General features: G+C 68.6%; 11 protein-coding genes and 1 pseudogene. 3 read left to right on the top strand and 9 right to left on the bottom strand.

Features of this window, described 5'->3' with window-relative positions; translation table 11 throughout:
* Positions 1 to 20: 20 nt before the first annotated feature.
* The 8 genes from G3I71_RS31965 to G3I71_RS31930 form a co-directional block, all read right to left on the bottom strand.
* Complete coding sequence (locus tag G3I71_RS31965; protein WP_164320082.1) at positions 21 to 380, bottom strand: MmcQ/YjbR family DNA-binding protein; 360 nt, start codon at positions 378 to 380, stop codon at positions 21 to 23.
* A complete protein-coding gene (locus G3I71_RS31960; protein ID WP_164320080.1) occupies positions 377 to 1,690 on the bottom strand; it encodes a hemolysin family protein in 1,314 nt (437 codons plus the stop codon). Before G3I71_RS31960 ends, G3I71_RS31965 begins: the two co-directional genes overlap by 4 nt.
* Positions 1,687 to 2,187, bottom strand: coding sequence for an rRNA maturation RNase YbeY (gene ybeY, locus G3I71_RS31955; protein WP_164320078.1), 501 nt, complete (start codon positions 2,185 to 2,187; stop codon positions 1,687 to 1,689). The genes G3I71_RS31960 and ybeY overlap by 4 nt, the downstream gene beginning before the upstream one ends.
* A 13-nt stretch (positions 2,188 to 2,200) precedes the next feature.
* Positions 2,201 to 3,259, bottom strand: coding sequence for a PhoH family protein (locus G3I71_RS31950; protein ID WP_164320076.1), 1,059 nt, complete (start codon positions 3,257 to 3,259; stop codon positions 2,201 to 2,203).
* Between the two features lie 191 nt (positions 3,260 to 3,450).
* Positions 3,451 to 4,578, bottom strand: a complete 1,128-nt coding sequence (locus G3I71_RS31945; protein ID WP_164320221.1) for a PfkB family carbohydrate kinase — start codon at positions 4,576 to 4,578, stop codon at positions 3,451 to 3,453.
* A 142-nt stretch (positions 4,579 to 4,720) separates the two neighbouring features.
* Entirely contained in the window at positions 4,721 to 5,716 is a 996-nt protein-coding gene (locus G3I71_RS31940; RefSeq protein WP_164320220.1) for an adenosine deaminase, read from the bottom strand.
* Between the two features lie 29 nt (positions 5,717 to 5,745).
* The gene (locus G3I71_RS31935; RefSeq protein WP_164320074.1) at positions 5,746 to 6,654 is read right to left on the bottom strand and encodes a ribonuclease Z; all 909 of its coding nucleotides are present in this window, start codon (positions 6,652 to 6,654) and stop codon (positions 5,746 to 5,748) included.
* A 41-nt stretch (positions 6,655 to 6,695) separates the two neighbouring features.
* On the bottom strand, positions 6,696 to 7,040 hold the full coding sequence (locus tag G3I71_RS31930; protein WP_164320072.1) for a histidine triad nucleotide-binding protein: 345 nt from the start codon (positions 7,038 to 7,040) through the stop codon (positions 6,696 to 6,698).
* A gap of 189 nt (positions 7,041 to 7,229) precedes the next feature.
* Here G3I71_RS31930 and G3I71_RS31925 point away from each other — a divergent pair, with 189 nt between their 5' ends.
* From G3I71_RS31925 to G3I71_RS31915, 3 genes are all read left to right on the top strand, one after another.
* Entirely contained in the window at positions 7,230 to 10,838 is a 3,609-nt protein-coding gene (locus tag G3I71_RS31925) for a LamG-like jellyroll fold domain-containing protein (protein ID WP_164320070.1), read from the top strand.
* A 99-nt stretch (positions 10,839 to 10,937) separates the two neighbouring features.
* Positions 10,938 to 17,756, top strand: a complete 6,819-nt coding sequence (locus G3I71_RS31920; RefSeq protein ID WP_164320068.1) for a polymorphic toxin-type HINT domain-containing protein — start codon at positions 10,938 to 10,940, stop codon at positions 17,754 to 17,756.
* Entirely contained in the window at positions 17,740 to 18,123 is a 384-nt protein-coding gene (locus G3I71_RS31915; RefSeq protein WP_164320066.1) for a hypothetical protein, read from the top strand. The genes G3I71_RS31920 and G3I71_RS31915 overlap by 17 nt, the downstream gene beginning before the upstream one ends.
* Positions 18,124 to 18,228: 105 nt before the next feature.
* Here the strand turns inward: G3I71_RS31915 and G3I71_RS51495 are convergent.
* Positions 18,229 to 18,331: pseudogene (locus tag G3I71_RS51495) on the bottom strand (IS982 family transposase); the annotation flags it as partial.

Below are 18,331 nucleotides of genomic sequence, written 5' to 3'. Positions count from 1 at the left end.
TAGGACCGGGCCGACCCCTGTCAGGGCCGGTCGAGCCGCAACCGCTCCGCGCGCGGCAGACCGGCCACCACCAGGTCGTACGAGTCCTCGATCAGCTCCCGTACGAGCTGGTCGGGCAACTCCCCGTCCACCGTCACCGTGTTCCAGTGCCGTTTGTTCATGTGGTACCCCGGGTTGATCATCCCCGGGTGGTCGGCGCGCAGCCGGATCGCGTCCTCCGGGCCGCACTTCAGGTTGACCTTCAGGGGCAGGCTGTCCGTCCAGGACAGGGCGAACATCTTGCCCAGCACCTTGAAGACCGAGATTTCCGGCCTGAACGGGAAGTCCTCGACAGCGGAGTTGAAGGACAGGCAGAAGGCACGCAGTTCCTGCGGAGTCACGCGTCGTTCCCCTGCTTCTCTTCCTCCGGTGCAGCGGCGTGGTCGGTCGGCTCGACGAGCACCGTCACGATCTTGTTCCGGCGACCGGCCGCGGCCTCCGCCGTGAGCCGCAGTCGGCGCCCGTCGGGCAGCTCGACGACGGACGAGGCCCCGGCGATCGGCACGCGGCCCAGCGCCTTCGCCAGCAGCCCGCCGACCGTCTCCACGTCCTCGTCGTCGTACTCCTCAAGGCCGTACAGCTCGCCGAGGTCGGTGATGTCGAGGCGGGCGGTGACGCGGTGCCGCTCGTCGCCCAGCTCCTCCACCGGCGGGAGTTCACGGTCGTACTCGTCGGTGATCTCGCCGACGATCTCCTCCAGGATGTCCTCGATGGTCACGATGCCGGCCGTGCCGCCGTACTCGTCGATGACGACGGCGACGTGGTTGCGGTCGCGCTGCATCTCGCGGAGCAGGTCACCGGCGTTCTTCGTGTCGGGTACGAAGGCGGCGGGCCGCATGGCGCTCGACACCAGCTCGCTCTCCGCGTCCCGGCTGATGTGCGTCTTGCGGACGAGGTCCTTCAGGTACACGATCCCGACGACGTCGTCCTCGCTCTCCCCGGTGACCGGAATGCGCGAGAACCCGGAGCGCAGCGCGAGGGTGAGCGCCTGCCGGATCGTCTTGTACCGCTCGATGACGACCAGGTCCGTACGCGGGACCATGACCTCGCGTACGAGGGTGTCGCCCAGTTCGAAGACGGAGTGCACCATGCGGCGCTCGTCGTCCTCGATCAGGGACTCCTTCTCGGCCAGGTCGACGAGCGCGCGCAGCTCCGCCTCGGAGGCGAACGGGCCGCGCCGGAAGCCCTTGCCGGGGGTGAGTGCGTTGCCGATGAGGATCAGGAGGTAGGGGATCGGCCCCATGACACGGGCGAGCGGCAGCAGGACGTACGCGGCTGCCGTGGCCGTGTTGAGGGGGTGCTGACGGCCGATCGTGCGCGGCGAGACCCCGACGGCGACGTACGAGACGAGCACCATCACACCGATGGCGACGGCGAGGGCCTGCCAGGTCCGGTCGAACTCCTTGAGGCAGGAGTACGTGACGAGCGCGGCGGCGGCCATCTCGCAGACCACACGCACCAGCAGAGCGACGTTGAGATAGCGGGTCGGGTCGGCGGCGATCTGCGCGAGCTTGGCACTGCCGCGCCGCCCACTGCGTACCGCTTCCTCTGCGCGGAAGCTGGAGACGCGCGCGAGGCCCGCCTCCGCGCAGGCGGCGAGCCAGGCTACGACGATCAGCGCTATGGCACCGGTGACGAGTTGGGGGTTCATGAGGAGACCGTCGGCGCGGGCGACGGACCGGTCATCCCCCGCTCGCCTCGCCAGCCGTCGACGATGGCGGCCTGGAGGCCGAACATCTCGGCCTTCTCGTCCGGCTCCTCGTGGTCGTAACCGAGGAGGTGCAGCACGCCGTGGACGGTGAGGAGCTGGAGCTCCTCGTCCATGGAGTGCTGCGTCTCGGCCTCCTTGCCCTGCTTCTCGGCGACCTCGGGACAGAGCACGATGTCACCGAGAAGCCCCTGCGGCGGCTCGTCGTCGTCCTTCGACGGCGGGCGCAGCTCGTCCATCGGGAAGGACATGACGTCGGTCGGACCGGGCAGGTCCATCCACTGGATGTGCAACTGCTCCATGGCGTCGGCGTCCACGGCGATCACCGAGAGCTCGGAGAGCGGGTGGATGCGCATCCGCGCGAGCGCGTAGCGGGCGATGTCGAGGATCGCCTGCTCGTCGACCTCGGTTCCGGACTCGTTGTTGACGTCGATCGACATGGTGCTGGTTTGTCTACTTCCGCTTGTTACGGACGCCCTTGTGGGTGCCGTTCTCCGTACCGTTCTCGCTGTCGTACTTCTCGTACGCGTCGACGATACGGCCGACCAGCTTGTGCCGGACGACATCCTGGGAGGTGAGCCGCGAGAAGTGGACGTCGTCGAGGCCGTCGAGGATGTCCTGCACCTGCCGCAGGCCCGACTTCGTCCCGGAGGGGAGGTCGACCTGCGTCACGTCACCCGTGACCACGATCTTCGACTCGAAGCCGAGCCGGGTGAGGAACATCTTCATCTGCTCGGCGCTGGTGTTCTGCGCCTCGTCCAGAATGATGAAGGCGTCGTTGAGCGTACGGCCACGCATGTACGCCAGCGGCGCCACCTCGATGGTCCCCGCAGCCATCAGCTTCGGGATCGAGTCCGGGTCCAGCATGTCGTGCAGCGCGTCGTACAGCGGGCGCAGATACGGGTCGATCTTGTCGTAGAGCGTGCCGGGCAGGAAGCCCAGCCGCTCGCCCGCCTCCACCGCCGGGCGGGTCAGGATGATCCGGCTGACCTGCTTGGCCTGAAGCGCCTGCACGGCCTTCGCCATGGCGAGGTACGTCTTGCCGGTGCCCGCCGGGCCGATGCCGAAGACGATGGTGTGCTTGTCGATGGCGTCGACATAGCGCTTCTGGTTGAGGGTCTTGGGGCGGATGGTGCGGCCCCGCGAGGACAGGATGTTCTGCGTGAGGACGTCGGCCGGTGTCTCCTGGCCGTCACCCTCCCCGTTCTCGCTCGCTCTGAGCATGGCGATCGAGCGTTCCACCGCGTCCTCCGTCATCGGCTGTCCGGTGCGGAGCACCAGCATCATCTCGTCGAACAGCCGCTGGACCAGGGCGACATCGGCCGCTTCGCCAGTGGCGTTGACTTCATTGCCCCGGACATGGATGTCGACCGCCGGGAAGGCCTTTTCGATCACACGCAGGAGGGAGTCGCCCGAACCCAGCAGGGACACCATGGGGTGGGCGGCCGGGACGGTGAACTGTGCTCGTGCCTGCCCCGGCGCAGGGGGCTGAGCTGTGGGTGTCTGAGTCATGGGCCGGCTCGTAGGCCTGCACGACCTCCTCGATGAGGCTCGCTTACCACGTGGGTAGCCTTCCGCTCCCAGCCTACGACGGTGCACTGACAACGTCGTAAGGCTTTTCGAACACGGCCCGGTGTACGCGGTCACGGTCCGGTGTACATGGTCACGGTCCGGCGTCTGTGATCACCGTCCGGCGTCCGCGCTCAGGCCGATCTGCGGAAACCGATCGTCGGAACGGCCCGCCGCAGCGGCCACGGGCGCGGCCTGGCGCTCCTGGGCACCAGGTCCGCGAGGAACGCGTACCGGCGCAGGGCCGCGGGGTCCTGGTGCTCGTACGACTGGATCTCGCGCCACCAGGCCCCCACCTCGGACCAGCCGGGTGCGGAGAGGGAGCCGCCGAAGTCCTGGACGGAGAGGGCGGCGGTGAGGCCGGCGAAGGCGAGGCGGTCGGCGAGCGGCCACTCGGCGAGGGTGCCGGTGACGAAGCCCGCGACGAAGACATCGCCGGCGCCCGTGGGGTCGAGGGCCTCGACGGCGATGGCGGGCACCTCGGCCGTCTCCCCCGTCCGCCCGTCCACCGCGTACGCGCCCTCGGCGCCGAGGGTGACGACGGCGAGCGGCACGTGGTCGGTGAGGGCTCGGGCGGCTTTGCGGGGGCAATCGGTGCGGGTGTAGCGCATCGCCTCCTCCGCGTTGGGCAGGAAGGCCTCGCAGTGCTCCAGGTCGGCGAGGCCGGCGAGATCCCAGCGGCCGGTGTCGTCCCAGCCGACGTCGCCGAAGATCCGGGCACCCTTACGGGCGGCCTGGGCGATCCAGGGGGAGCGGACACCGGGGGTGAGGGAGGCGACGGCGGCCCGGGCGTGCGGCGGGCACTCCGGCGCCGGTTCCTCATGAGGCGGCTCGTGGCCGTGGGAGACCATGGTGCGCTCACCCTCGTACGCCATCGAGACGGTGACCGGGGAGTGCCAGCCGGGAACCGTGCGTGAGGTGGAGAGGTCGATGTGCTCGCCCTGTTCGAGGGCGTCCCAGCAGTACTCCCCGTAGTGGTCGTCGCCGAAGGCGGCGGCGAGGGAGGTCCGCAGGCCGAGCCGGGCGAGCGCGGTGGCCATGTTGGCGACCCCGCCGGGGCTGGACCCCATCCCGCGCGCCCAGGACTCGGTGCCGCGCACGGGGGCGGAATCAAGCCCGGTGAAGATGATGTCGAGGAAGACGGTGCCCGTCAGATAGACATCCCACGGAGGTTCGTCGGGCGTGCGCAGGGCGGCCAGGGGATCGACCTGGGCCTGACGGTAGGACGATCCCTCTCCGGTGGACGCGGTGGACGCGATCACTGTGCGCTCCCTGACGATGGTGCGGATCAGGCCAGTCTGCACCACACCACTGACAGCGGACCGCTGCTCCCACCCCGAAATCGCCCCGAAATCGGCGCGAAGTCGGCGCGAAGCCGACGCGCGGCGCCTGGGGAGGGAGTACTCAGCCCTCGAACTCGTACGCCTCCACCTCGGCGAGGTACCGCGCCCGGCGCTCCTCGTCATGCTCCAGGAACGACGCCAGGAAGGAGTTCCGCGCCAGTTCCCGCAGCCGCTCCTCACTCAGGCCCAGGGCTTCCCGTACCGCCCCGAAGTTGTCGCCGGCGTATCCGCCGAAGTAGGCGGGGTCGTCGGAGTTGACCGTGCAGAGGAGACCGGCGTCGAGCATCGCGGGCAGCGGATGCGCGGCCAGGACATCGACGGCCCGCAACCGCACATTCGACAGCGGGCACAGCGTCAGCGGCACCCGGTCCCGCACGAGCCGCGCGACCAGATCCGGGTCCTCCATACAGCGCAGCCCGTGGTCGATCCGCTCGACGCCGAGGATGTCGAGGGCCTCGGTGATGTACTCGGGCGGGCCCTCCTCCCCCGCGTGCGCCACCCGCCGCAGCCCCAGCCCGGCGGCGGCCTGGTACACCTCGCGGAACTTCACCGGCGGATGCCCGACCTCGGCGGAGTCGAGCCCGATGCCGACGATCCGGTCGAGGTAGGGCTTGGCCGCCTCCAGCGTCTCCATCTCCGACTCGGCGGACTCGTCGCGCAGGAAACACATGATCAGCTGCGTGGAGACGCCGTACGCCGACTCGCTCTCCCCCAATGCCCGCCACAACCCCTCGACGACCGTCCCCATGTCCACGCCACGGGCGAGGTGGGCCTGCGGATCGAAGAAGATCTCCGCGTGCCGTACGCCCTGCGCGGCGGCCCGCGCGAGATAGGCGTTCGCGAGGTCCGCGAAGTCCTGCTCGGTGCGCAGGACGGCCATGAGCCCGTAGTACAGGTTCAGAAAGGACTGCAGGTCGTCGAAGAGATACGCCTTCCGCAGCTCGTCGGTGTCGGCGTACGGCAGCGACACACCGCCCCGCGCAGCGAGCGCGAAGGCCAGCTCGGGTTCGAGGGTGCCTTCGATGTGCAGGTGCAGTTCGGCTTTGGGGAGGGACATCAGGGACATCGAAGAATCGTACGACCGGTTCACCGACGTTTCGGAACCGGCACCCTCAGCAGGTCGTGGGCGACGGTCAGCTCCCCCTCGTACCCAGCGGCCCGCGCCTGCCGCTCGAACTCGGCCGGTTCGGAGTACCGCTGGCTGAAGTGGGTCAGGACGAGATGCCGTACGCCGGCCTCCCGCGCGACGGCCCCCGCCTGACCGGCGGTCAAGTGCCCGTGATCGGCGGCGAGTTGCAGATCCTCGTCGAGGAAGGTCGACTCGATGACAAGCAGGTCGCACCCCTCCGCGAGCGCGTGCACCCCGTCGCACAGCCGGGTGTCCATGACGAACGCGAACCGCTGTCCGCGCCGCAGCTCACTGACATCGTCGAGGGTGACGGAACCGAGGGAGCCCTCCCGCTGGAGGCGTCCGACGTCCGGCCCCCTGATCCCGTGCTCGGCGAGCAGCTCGGGCAGCATGCGGCGCCCGTCGGGCTCGACGAGGAGATAGCCGTAGGACTCGACGGGGTGCGAGAGCTTGCGGGCTTCGAGGCGATAACCGCCCGCCTCCGCCAGCACCCCACCGTCCCCCGCCACCGGCTCCTGCCGGATCTGGACGGTCTCGCGGTAGGCGGTGGCGTACCGCAGGCGGTCGAAGAACTTCTGCCCGGAGCGCGGGTAGTGCGCGGTCACCTCGTGCGGGACGCGGTCGAGGTTGATGCGCTGGATGACTCCGGCGAGCCCGAGCGAGTGGTCCCCGTGGAAGTGCGTGACACAGATCCGGTTGAGGTCGTGGGCGGCGACCCCGGCACGCAGCATCTGGCGTTGCGTGCCCTCGCCGGGATCGAAGAGGAGCCCCTCGCCGTCCCAGCGGAGCAGGTAGCCGTTGTGGTTGCGGTGCCGGGTGGGTACCTGGCTGGCGGTGCCGAGGACCACCAGTTCACGTGCGGACAAAGGAAGTTACCGACCTTGATTCGTTGTGCCGACCAGACCGGCTACCCGGGCGGCCACTGGAGGCCGCGCCCGCCGAGGATGTGCGCGTGGGCGTGGAAGACGGTCTGCCCGGCGCCGCTGCCCGTGTTGAAGACGATGCGGTAGCTGTCCAGCTTCTCCTCGTCGGCGATCTCCCCGGCCTCACGCAACACGTCGGCGGCGACGCCGGGCTCGGCTGCGGCGAGGGAGGCCGCGTCGGGGTGGTGGACCTTCGGGATCACCAGGATGTGCGTCGGCGCCTGGGGGTTGATGTCCCGGAAGGCGAGGGTCGTGTCGGTCTCCCGGACGATCGTCGCCGGGATGTGCTTCGCGACGATCTTGCAGAACAGACAACTCTCGTCCGCCATGCGTGTGCCTCCTCACGCTCGCCGATCAATACGTGGGAATCGTACGACGGTGAGTCAACTGTGAGATGCACCTCACCAAACACCCTTGGTCAACACAGAGTTACCGGTTAATCTCCGTTCGTTCAAAAGATAATCAAAATCTCATAAATAGCGGGGGGAAGAGTGCGACCGACCAGTCGCAGTCGAGTCATGCGCGGGGCGTTGACCAGCGCTTGCGCGGCGCTCGTCCTGGCCGGCGGCCTACAGGCCGTGCCGGTGCGGGCGGCGGACACGGGGAGTTCCGGCCTCACGGCCGACGACGGGGCACGGGGCAAGGACTTCTGGGAAGACGACGAGTTGCCGGCCGCCACGGCCGAGCGGCATGCTTCCGAGCGGGCGGTCGCGTCCGGAAAGCCTGTCGAGATCGATGAGTTGACGTCCACGACGAGCAGGGTCGTCGCCAATCCGGACGGTTCCTTCACCGCCGAGGCGGCGACGTCGCCCGAGCGCGTCCGCAAGGACGGCGAGTGGATGGGCGTCGACACCACGCTCGTCACCCGCCCGGACGGCAGCCTCGCGCCGCGCGCGGCCGAGGACATCCGCCTCTCGGGCGGCGACACCGACGCACCGCTGGCCCGGCTGGTGACGGCGGGCAAGGAGTACGCGGTGTCGTCCCCTTGGGCGCTGCCGAAGCCGGAGATCGACGGCTCGTCGGCGATCTACCGCTCGGTGCTGCCTGACGTGGACCTCGCCGTGCAGGCCCACCCGGACGGGTTTACCTACCACTTGGTGGTGCACAGCCGGGAGGCCGCCGCCAACCCCGCCCTGAAGAAGGTGAGTTTCCCGATCCAGTCCAAGGGGTTGTCCGTGCGCGCGGACGACTCGGGCGCCACCTCGTACGTGGACGCCTCGGGGTACGCCGTGGTCTCCAGCGGTTCCGCGCTGATGTGGGACGCGGGAAGGGGCGCGAGCGCCCTTGCGGGCACGGCGAAGAAGGCCACCTTCAGGTCTGCCTCCTCGGCTCCCGTCGCCGCCTCTTCCGCCGAAGCCACAGCCACAGCCGTCGCCGACACCCTCAGCGCCGACTCCAACTCCCGTACCGCCGTCATGGACACGGCGGTCACCGACGACACCCTCTCGATCGTTCCGGACCAGAGCTTCCTCGCGGACGAGGCCACCTCGTACCCCGTGGTTCTCGACCCGCCCGCGGTCAAGGCGACCCTGACGGGCTGGACCTCGCTGTGGTCCAACTCGCCCGGCACCAGTTTCTGGAAGACCAAACACGCGCTGGGCGTGGGCTACGACGCGTTCGTCGACAACAAGAAGGCACGCTCGCTCTTCCAGTTCGACACCCGCAGGGTGGCCGGCAAGAAGATCGTGAACGCGACCTTCACGCCGTACGCGATCTGGTCGGCGAACTGCGTGAAGCAGGACGTCCACCTGTACCGCACGAGCCAGATCTCCTCGGGCACCACGTGGAACTCGCAGGACTCGTCGCTGAAGTGGTACACGAAGGTGGACACGGTCTCGGCCTCGAAGGGGCACTCCTCCGACTGCCCGGACGGGGACATCGAGTTCGACGCGACGGCGGCCGTCGCTCACACCGCGAAGGCGAAGGACACGCTGACCACGCTCGGCCTGCGGGCCGACGAGAGCGACCCGATCGCCTGGAAGCAGTTCATGTCGCCGCTGGACCCCGACGCCACGTCCTCCCGCAAGCCCCGGCTGTCCATCACGTACGTCACACCGCCGGACAGCAAGCCGTCGTCGGTGAAGATGTCCGACCCGAAGGTCTCCTGCTCGGCGTCGACGGCGCCCGCACAGATCCGGGACACCACGCCCAGGCTGACCGCGACGCCGACATCGAGCGACGCATCCAGTGCCTCGCTGCGCCCCAACTTCGAGCTGTACAAGGGCAGCAGCACCACGGAGACCTCGCTCAAGCCGTCCACGTGGACGGACAGCGGCACAGCCGGAACAGCGGTCACGGCAGCGTTGGACCAGACCGTCAGCTACAAGTTCCGCGCCCGCACCGAGTACAAGTACACGTGGAAGGGCGCCACTCACTCCCTGTTCGGGCCATGGTCGAGTTTCTGCTACTTCAAGGTGGACTCCAAGGGCCCACTGCTGCCGCAGGTCTCCTCAACCGTGTACAAGGAGTGCGCAGGCACCAGTTGTGACGCCGCCGACCCGGAGCTGGGCAGCGTCGGCATGACCGCCGGCTTCAAGGTCGAGGGCGGCGCGGGTGACGTACGCCGCTACGACTGGTGGCTGAACGGCGTGAAGCTCGGCAGTAAGACGTTCACCGCCAACACGCCGACGTACGAGATCGAGGCCGCGCCCGACAAGCGGCTGACCAACACCCTGCGGGTGCAGACGTACGACGGCGCGGGCAACGCGAGTCCCCATGCCGACTACCAGTTCCGGGTGGCCAAGGGCTCCGACCCGGTGGCGAGCTGGAAGTTCGACGAGGGCAGCGGCACGACCGCCGAGGACTCCTCCGGCAGGAACCGGCCGCTGACCCTCACCTCTACGGCCTGGACCGACAAGGCGCGCCTCGGCGGCGGTGTGAGCACCGACGGCACGAGCGGTGCGGGTGTCACCACGTCCTCCGTGCTGGACACCACCAACAGCTTCGCTGTCAGCGGCTGGGTGCGGCTGACCGGGAAGGACCACGTCTCCACCCTGGCCTCACAGAGCGGCACCCGGATGGGCGCCTTCCAGCTGTACTACTCACAGTCGTACGACCGGTGGATCTTCAACCGGTACTCGACCGACACCGACGACACGACGATCGTCCGCGCGGTCTCCAAGAAGCCGCCGGTGGCGGGCGCGTGGACGCATCTGATGGGTGTGTACGACCACAACAAGAAGCAGATCCGGCTGTACGTCAACGGGCAGCTCCAGGCGGCCACGGAGTTCACCACGCCGTGGGCGGCGAAGGGCACCTTCGAGGTCGGCCGGATGAAGGGGCTGGGGATCTACTCCTCCTGGTTCGAGGGCGACCTCGACCAGGTCCAGGTGTGGAACCGGGTGGTATTCGAGAACGAGCTGTGGGCGATCGCCAACGCCGAGAGCCCGGCCACAGGCCGGACCGAGGCCGCGCTGCTCGCCAACTGGAGGTTCGACGCGGTCGTCCGACGTAGCGTTCTGGACGCATCCGGCCGGGGCAACGAGCTCCGGCTGGACACGGGCGCGACCATCGCCACGACCGACGATCCGGCCCACGGTGACGTGTTGGCACTCGACGCGGCGAATAACGGCCGGGCCATCTCGCCCGTGCCGCTGGACGAGTCCGGCAGCTACAGCCTGGCGGGCTGGGTCGACCTGGCCACCCAGTCGAAGCTTGAGGACACCACCACGGCGCACTCGGCGACCGTCTTCTCCCACCCGGGCGAGGCGCGGAACTCCTTCCGGCTCTGGTATCGGCAGGAGGCGGGGCAGTCCGTCGGCGACTGGCGCTTCGGGCGGTACGAGACGGACGTGCTCAACGGCCCGGCCGCCGAGGTCAGTTCTGACGAGGTCGAGTCCCCCGGTGGCTGGGTGCACGTCGTCGCCGTCTTCGACTCGGTGAACAGCTCCATCAAGCTGTACGTCTCCGGGCAGCGGCAGGGCGACGAGGACGGTGTCCTCAGCAAGGACACCTACCAACCGACCGGCTCACTGATGGTCGGTGCTTCACTCCGACACGACAACGGCCAACTGGGCAACCCGCTGCCCGGCCGGCTCGACGACCTCCGTGTCTACGCGGGCGTGCTCTCCGACGCGGAGATCACCCAGCTCGCGACGGTGGACGAGCCTCCGGTGCCGATCGAGTAGTCGCCGCGCGACTCTCTTCCTTTCTTCTTCTTTCATACGGCGTGCCGGGCTGCAGGTCCGGCACGCCACCACCCCTCTACAACCAGGAGTACTCCCTCCGTGTTGTCCAGGAACAGCTCACTGCTGCCCAAAAGCTGGGCATGGAGCAGAGCGAGCCGGCGCCGGCTGGCGTCCGTCGCCCTGCCCGTGTCCGCGGCGGTCGTCGCCACCCTACTGAGCGCCACCCCGGTGCTCGCGGCCGACGACGACCGCGATCACACCGCCCTGCCGAAGGCCAGGTACGGCAAGGCCCAGCCTTTCGACCCGAAAGCCGCCAAGGTCGACGACCCGACCGTGGCCGCCGCGCGCGAGACCCTCGCCAAGGCCCGTGCGAAGGTGACATGGCCGGACTCGTCGGCCGTACGGGTCCGGCCGACGAAGGCGGTCCGGGCGACCAGGACCGCCGAGGGCGGCGAGAGCAAGTCACAGGCGCCCACGGTGCGCGTGCTCGGTCGCGAGGCCACCGGCCGACTCGGCATCGACGGCCTCGTGTTCGCCGTCTCCGGCAGCGACGGCGGCAAGGCGGCCACCACCGTCGACTACAGCTCCTTCGCCGACGCCTACAGCGGCAACTGGTCCTCGCGGCTGCGTCTCGTCCAGCTCCCCGAGTGCGCCCTGACCACCCCGGAGAAGGCGGAGTGCCGCAGGACCACCCCGGTGGCCTCGGAGAACGACGCCGAAGCGGAGACCGTGACCGCCCAGGTCACCCCGCCGAAGGCCGGAACGGGTCGGGCCCGGTCCGCCTCCATGGTCATGGCCCTGTCCGCTGCGGCCGGCTCCGACCAGGGCACCTACGAGGCCACCCCGCTCGCGGCCTCCTCCACCTGGTCGGCCGGCGGTTCCAACGGCGACTTCACCTGGAACTACCCGCTGGAGACCCCGCCGACCCCGGCGGGACCGGCCCCGAACCTGTCCATCGGCTACTCCGCGCAGAGCGTGGACGGCCGCACCTCCTCCACCAGCGCGCAGCCGTCCTGGATCGGCGAGGGCTTCGACCTGTCGACCTCGTACGTCGAGCGGGCGTACGGCAGTTGCGAGGACGACGGCCAGGACAAGAAGTACGACCAGTGCTGGAACGAGGACAACGCCTCCCTCGTCCTCAACGGCAAGTCCACGCCCCTGGTGAACGAGGGCGGCAAGTGGCGGCCCAAGAGCGACGACGGCGAGCGGATCGTCCACGACACCGGCGCCGTCAACGGCGACGACGGTGACGCGGGCGACAAGGGCGAGTTCTGGACGGTCACCTCGACCGACGGCACCCAGTACGTCTTCGGCAAGAACCGTCTGCCGGGCTGGACTTCGGGGAAGGCCGAGACCAACTCCGTATGGACGCTCCCGGTCTTCGGCGACGACTCCGGTGAACCCGGCTTCGCCTCCGGCGACTCCTTCTCCGGCCGCGCCAAGACACAGGCCTGGCGGTGGAACCTCGACTACGTCGTGGACCCGCACGGCAACGTCATGACGTACTGGTACGACAAAGAGCTCAACCACTACGCCAAGAACGGCACCACCGGTAACGGCACCGAGTACGTCCGGAGCGGCTGGCTCAAGCGCATCGCCTACGGCCAGCGCACCGACACGATCTTCTCCACCACCCAACCGGCCGCGGCCCGGGTGAACTTCACGGTCGCCGAGCGCTGTCTGCCGGTCTCCGGTGGTGAGACCTGCGGTTCGCTGACGTCCTCCAGCCGCAACGCCTGGCCGGACGTCCCGTTCGACCAGATCTGCGCCGCCGACAAGCCCTGCACCGACCAGCCCAGCCCGTCGTTCTTCACCCGCAAGCGCCTGACCGATGTGACGACGCAGGTGTACGACGGTGCGGGCAGCGCCGACACCGACTACCGCGCGGTCAACGCCTGGCACCTCGGGCAGACCTTCCCCGACCCGGGCGACGGCTCGGACGCCGGCCTGTGGCTGGACTCCATCAAACGCACCGGCAAAGCGGGCACCGACGCCTCCCTGCCCTCGGTCACCTTCAGCGGCGTCCAGCTGCACAACCGCGTCGACCGGACCGGCGACCAGGTCGCCCCGTTCATCAAGTGGCGAGTCCGCACGGTCACTTCGGAGACAGGCTCCAAGCTGACCGTCAACTACTCCGAGGAGGACTGCGTCGCCGGCTCGGACGTCCCGTCCGACCTGGACTCCAACACCCGCCGCTGCTACCCCGTGAAGTGGATTCCGCCGTCCAACCCGACGCCGGGCACCGACCCCCAGCCGCGCACGGACTTCTTCCACAAGTACGTCGTCACCCAGGTCACCGAGTCCGACCCGTACGGCGGCGCCCCGCTGAAGCAGACGGACTACAACTACAGCGGCGGCGGTGCGTGGGCGTACGACGACGAGTCGCCCATCACCCAGGCCAAGTACCGCACCTGGGGCATCTGGCGCGGCTACCAGAAGGTCACCACGACCACCGGCGAGCCCTCCGGCACCCGCTCGAAGTCGGCCTCCCTCTACTACCGGGGCATGGACGGCGACAAGCAGTCCGGGGCCACCACCCGCAAGGAGACGGTCACCGACTCCACGGGCAAGGCGGTGACGGACTCCGAGCAGTTCGCGGGCCAGCAGCGTGAGCAGATCACGTACAACGGGGTGGACGGCGCCGAGACCAGCGGCACCATCAACACCCCCTGGTCACGCACGACCGCCACGGACAAGCACTCCTACGGCACGGTCAACGCGTACATGGTCCGCACGGCCTCCTCGGCAACCCGCACCCCGGTGACCGGCGGCACCACACTGACCTCCACCAAGTCGACGACGTACGACCCGACGAGCGGTCTCGCGCTGAAGGAGGAGACCGACGCCGGCGGCGAGAAGGACTGCGTCGTCACCGAGTACGCCGTCAACGAGTCGGCCTGGATCCGGTCGCTGCCCAAGCGGGCGGAGAAGGTTTCCACCGGGTGCGACGCCACGCCGAAGCGGACGAACGACCCGAAGACCACCGACGTGATCTCGGAAGTGCGGGTCTCGTACGACGACCAGGCCTACGGCAAGGCACCCACGAAGGGCGACGCGACCCGGCAGGAGCGGGTCACTGGCTACAACGCCGACGGCACCGCCGTCCTCCAGGCCGTCACCACCGCCAAGTACGACGCCCTGGGCCGCCTCATCGACAGCTGGGACACCAAGGGCACCCGGACCAACCACGCCGTGTACACCCCGGCCGCGGGCGGTCCGCTGACCAAGCTGACCGAGACCAACGCCCTCGACCACTCCACCACCACCGAGTTCGCCCCTGACTGGGGTGTGCGGACCGCCACCATCGACCCGAACGGCAACCGCACGGAGCTGGCATACGACAGCTTCGGCCGCCTCACCGACGTATGGCTCGCCGACCGTGACCGCGGCGCGAACCAGACGCCCACACACAAGTTCGAGTACAAGGTCCAGAACACCGACGCCTCCTGGGTCGCCACCAAGTCGCTGAACAACGACGGCACCACATACCGCACCGAGTACGCCATCTACGACGCGCTGCTGCGGCTGCGCCAGACCCAGACGCCCGCCGCGTCCGGCACTGGCCGGGTCGTCACCGAGACCAAGTACGACACTCGCGGCCTCGCCGTGTCGGCGGCGGCGGACTACATCGACACCACCGCGCCCTCCGGCAAGCTCGCCGACCTGCTGACGGCGGCCCCGGCCGGCACGGAGACCGTGTACGACGGTGCCGGGCGGCCCGTGATCGAGAAGGTGCTCACCAACGAGAAGGAGTTCTCCCGCACCACGCACACCTACAACGGCGACACGACCACCGTCGAACCGCCCGCCGGTGCCCCGGCCGTGCGGGAGAAGGTCGACGCCCGCGGCCGGCTGACCGAGAAGCTGGAGTACGACGGCAACCGGCCGACCGGCTCCTTCAGCCGCCTCACCTACGGCTACGACCACGCCGACCGGCTCACCTCCGTCAAGGACGACGACGGCAACACCTGGTCGTACGCCTTCGACTTCCTGGGCCGGCAGACCGACGTCACCGACCCCGACGCGGGCGTCGGCTCCTCCGAGTACAACGACCTCGACCAGGTCGTCGCGGCCACCGACGCCCGGCAGAAGACCGTCGGCTTCACCTATGACCTGCTCGGCCGGACCACCGGCAAGCTCGACGGCAAGGTGCCGGTGGTGAACGGCGCTCCCGCGCCGGAGGACGCCAAGTACCTTGCGCGCTGGACGTACGACTCGATCGCGAAGGGGCAGCCCACCTCGGCCATCCGCTATGTCGGCGGCAAGGCCGGCAGCGTCTACGCGACCACCAACGCCAAGTACGACAAGGTCTACCGGGTCCTGAACGAGCAGTACACGGTCAGCAAGACCGAGGGGGCCCTGGCCGGTACCAACGGCACCTGGACCATCGCCAACGCCTACAACGTCGACGGCACTCCGCAGAAGCGCACCATCCCCGCGATGGGCGGCCTCGGCCAGGAGGTTCTGGACTACGGCTACACCGAGCAGCGGATGCCGGACACCCTCAAGGGGCTCACCGGCATCGTCCAGAACACGGACTACCTGCCGGCCGGCGAGCAGATCCGCACCACGCTGGGTGTCTCCTCGACGGCGGACTGGACGGAGATCAACCGGTCCTACGAGACCGGCACCAAGCGGCTGGCCCGCCAGAACGTGGTCTCCGAGACCCACACCGGCACCGACGCGGACGCGTACTACCGCTACGACATCGCCGGCAACCCGGTCGAGATCGAGGACAAGGCCACCAGCCCGACGGACCGTCAGTGCTTCACCTACGACGGCCACCGCCGCCTGAAGACCGCCTGGACGACCACGGCGGACTGCGCGACCGCGCCCGCCACGGACAACGTGGGCGGTCCGGGCAAGTACTGGCAGTCGTTCTCCTACGACAGCGCGGGCAACCGCAAGACGTCCACCGACCATCTGTCCGGCGCGACCACCTCGTACGCCTACAAGACGGCCGACCAGCCCCGCCCGCACGCCCTGGCCTCCACCGAGACCAAGAAGGACGGCGCGGTCACCGCCACCACCGGCTACACCTACGACAAGGCGGGCAACACCGACCTCAGGACCGTCGGCGGCAAGACCCAGGACCTCGACTTCAACACCGAGGGCAGCCTGGAGAAGGTCACCCAGGCGGACAAGTCGACCACCGAGTACCTGAACGACGCCGACGGCAACCGCCTCATCCGCCGCGACGCAACCGGGACCACCCTCCACCTGGGCGAGACCGAACTGCGGCTCGACAAGGCGAGCGGCAAGGTGTCGGCGACCCGCTACTACGTCCACGGCGGCGAGACCGTCGCGGTGCGCAGCACAGCCGGCCTGACCTGGATGGCCGGTGACCACAACGGCACCGCCAGTGTCCAGATCGACGCGGCGACCCAGCGGGTCACCCGGCGCCAGCTGAAGCCGTTCGGCGAGGACCGGGGCACGGGCGCCACCGCGTGGGTCGGCGAACGGGGCTTCGTCGGCGGCACACAGGACCCGACGGGCCTCACCCACCTGGGAGCACGCGAATACGACCCGTCCACCGGACGGTTCGTCAGCGTCGACCCGCTGGCGGACCTCAAGGACCCGCAGCAGATCAACGGGTACGCCTACAGCAACAACAACCCGGTCACCTTCGCGGACCCCGACGGCAAGTTCCTCTTCGCCCTCTTCGCCCTCATCGTGGCGGTCATCAGGCTGGTGGTGGCGTACATCAGCTACGTCAGCAACAAGTCCTCCGGGTCCAACGGCTCCGGCGGCATGTCGACGATGGGCAGCGCCAACTACGCCTCGTCCTCCGGCGGCGGCAGCGACTGCCCGCTGGTCCAGCAGAACTACGGCCTCTGCAACAACAAGGAGCCCGCCGACCCGCGCGCCGAGGGGTCTTTCAAGGACGCTGCGGCCGGCTTCGGCCACAACCTGCTCTCGGGCTGGGAGGCCATGGCCGAACTCACCCCGAGCTGCTGGTTCCAGGACTGCGGAGCCCCTACCGACGCGTACGACGACTTCGTCGAGGGCAAGGGCGTCGACGAAGACTCCCAGGCCTACGACACCGGCGACGACGTGGCCGAGGTGGCCAGCATGTTCAACCTTCCCGGTCTGCTCAAGTCGCTGTCCAAGAAGCTGCTGAAGAACACGAGCAAGAAGGCGGCGAAGGACGCAGACGTCCCGAAACCCGGCTGCAAGTGCTTCCTCGCCGGCACGGACGTCCAGATGGCCGACGGTTCCACCAAAAACATCGAGGACATCGAGGTCGGCGACGAGGTCCTGGCGACCGATCCGAAGACGGGGGAGACCGGCGCCCGCAAAGTCGTCCGTGTCATCGTCACCGAGAGCGACAAGCACTTCAACGAGCTGTCCATCGCCACCGAGGACAGCGTCGAGAAGCTGACGGCGACCCACGAGCACCCCTTCTGGTCACCGTCCGAGAGGGACTGGATCGCCGCGGGCGACCTCGCGCCGGGTATGACGCTGCGTACGGACGAGGGCGACACCGTCGTCGTCACCGGCAACCGCGCGTACGCGGACCATGCCCGCACGTACAACTTCACGGTCGATGAGCTGCACACGTACTACGTGCTAGCCGGTACAGTGCCCGTGCTGGTGCACAACGCGGGATTGTGTCCCGAGGAAATCGACAACGTCTTCAACAACCCCAGCAGCAGGTCCTCTCAGGATCAGTTCGAATACCACTGGGAAAAACATGCGAAGGCGCGCGGTTTCACGCGCGAGCAGTACCTCCAAGATGCGAAGGACTGGGCGACTGGTATTGCGCAGCCAGGAGGGAAGAGAGGTCTCAACGCCAAATTGGAGACGCTGGTGGACGGGTCGCGCGGAATAAAATACGTGGACCCCCAGACGGGTAAGGGCGGGCTCATCGGCCCCGACGGCAAGCCCGTATCCTTCTGGTATGGCGCCGACAACTGAAATGGGAGGGGGAGTCGAGTCGATGTCGGATTTCATGGAGGACTACGTCCTCTGGCGGCGCTTGCCGTTCCCCGGTCTGCGCCGCGGCCAGAATCTGGTGCGCGCGGGCGAGAACCTGGCACTCATTCATGGCGACCTGGCAGTCACTGACGAACATGTGACCCAGGTGATCCTTTTTGTCGACGAGGGGGTATTCGAGCCGGCCCGGGGGGACGTCATGGGTTCGCTTGAAGAGATCATCTCCCGCCTGGAAAGATTCACTGAGGGCATGACCACGGAAGAGCGTGAAGCTGTCGAGGCCCATTGCCGGTATGCAGCTCTGCTGCATCGAATCTATGGTGAATTTCTCCGCATAGGAGCCCCGTAGCCCGGCACCTGACCAGTAGCGAACAACGATGAGCCGCCCACAGCGTGTGGGTGGCTCATCGTTGTTCGCAACCCGAGGTGGCCTAGACGAGTCATTCCGATGTGATCAGTGGTCGTAGGCGATCAGGGATCGCAGGACCGGCTGGCCTGTCCTGTGGTTGTGCCAGATCGCGGCGGCCATCGCGAGGACGCGCTGGGCGACGCGGACG

Source organism: Streptomyces sp. SID12501, assembly GCF_010550245.1.
In the GTDB taxonomy this organism is placed as follows: Bacteria; Actinomycetota; Actinomycetes; order Streptomycetales; family Streptomycetaceae; genus Streptomyces.
This window is presented reverse-complemented; position numbering and strand designations above follow the sequence as displayed.

Coding starts and splice junctions, on each gene's coding strand:
- G3I71_RS31930 (WP_164320072.1), bottom strand. CDS start 7,040: ATGGCGGACGAGAGTTGTCTGTTCTGCAAGATCGTCGCGAAGCACATC.
- G3I71_RS31960 (WP_164320080.1), bottom strand. CDS start 1,690: ATGAACCCCCAACTCGTCACCGGTGCCATAGCGCTGATCGTCGTAGCC.
- G3I71_RS31950 (WP_164320076.1), bottom strand. CDS start 3,259: ATGACTCAGACACCCACAGCTCAGCCCCCTGCGCCGGGGCAGGCACGA.
- G3I71_RS31915 (WP_164320066.1), top strand. CDS start 17,740: ATGGCGCCGACAACTGAAATGGGAGGGGGAGTCGAGTCGATGTCGGAT.
- G3I71_RS31925 (WP_164320070.1), top strand. CDS start 7,230: ATGCGCGGGGCGTTGACCAGCGCTTGCGCGGCGCTCGTCCTGGCCGGC.
- G3I71_RS31940 (WP_164320220.1), bottom strand. CDS start 5,716: ATGTCCCTCCCCAAAGCCGAACTGCACCTGCACATCGAAGGCACCCTC.
- ybeY (WP_164320078.1), bottom strand. CDS start 2,187: ATGTCGATCGACGTCAACAACGAGTCCGGAACCGAGGTCGACGAGCAG.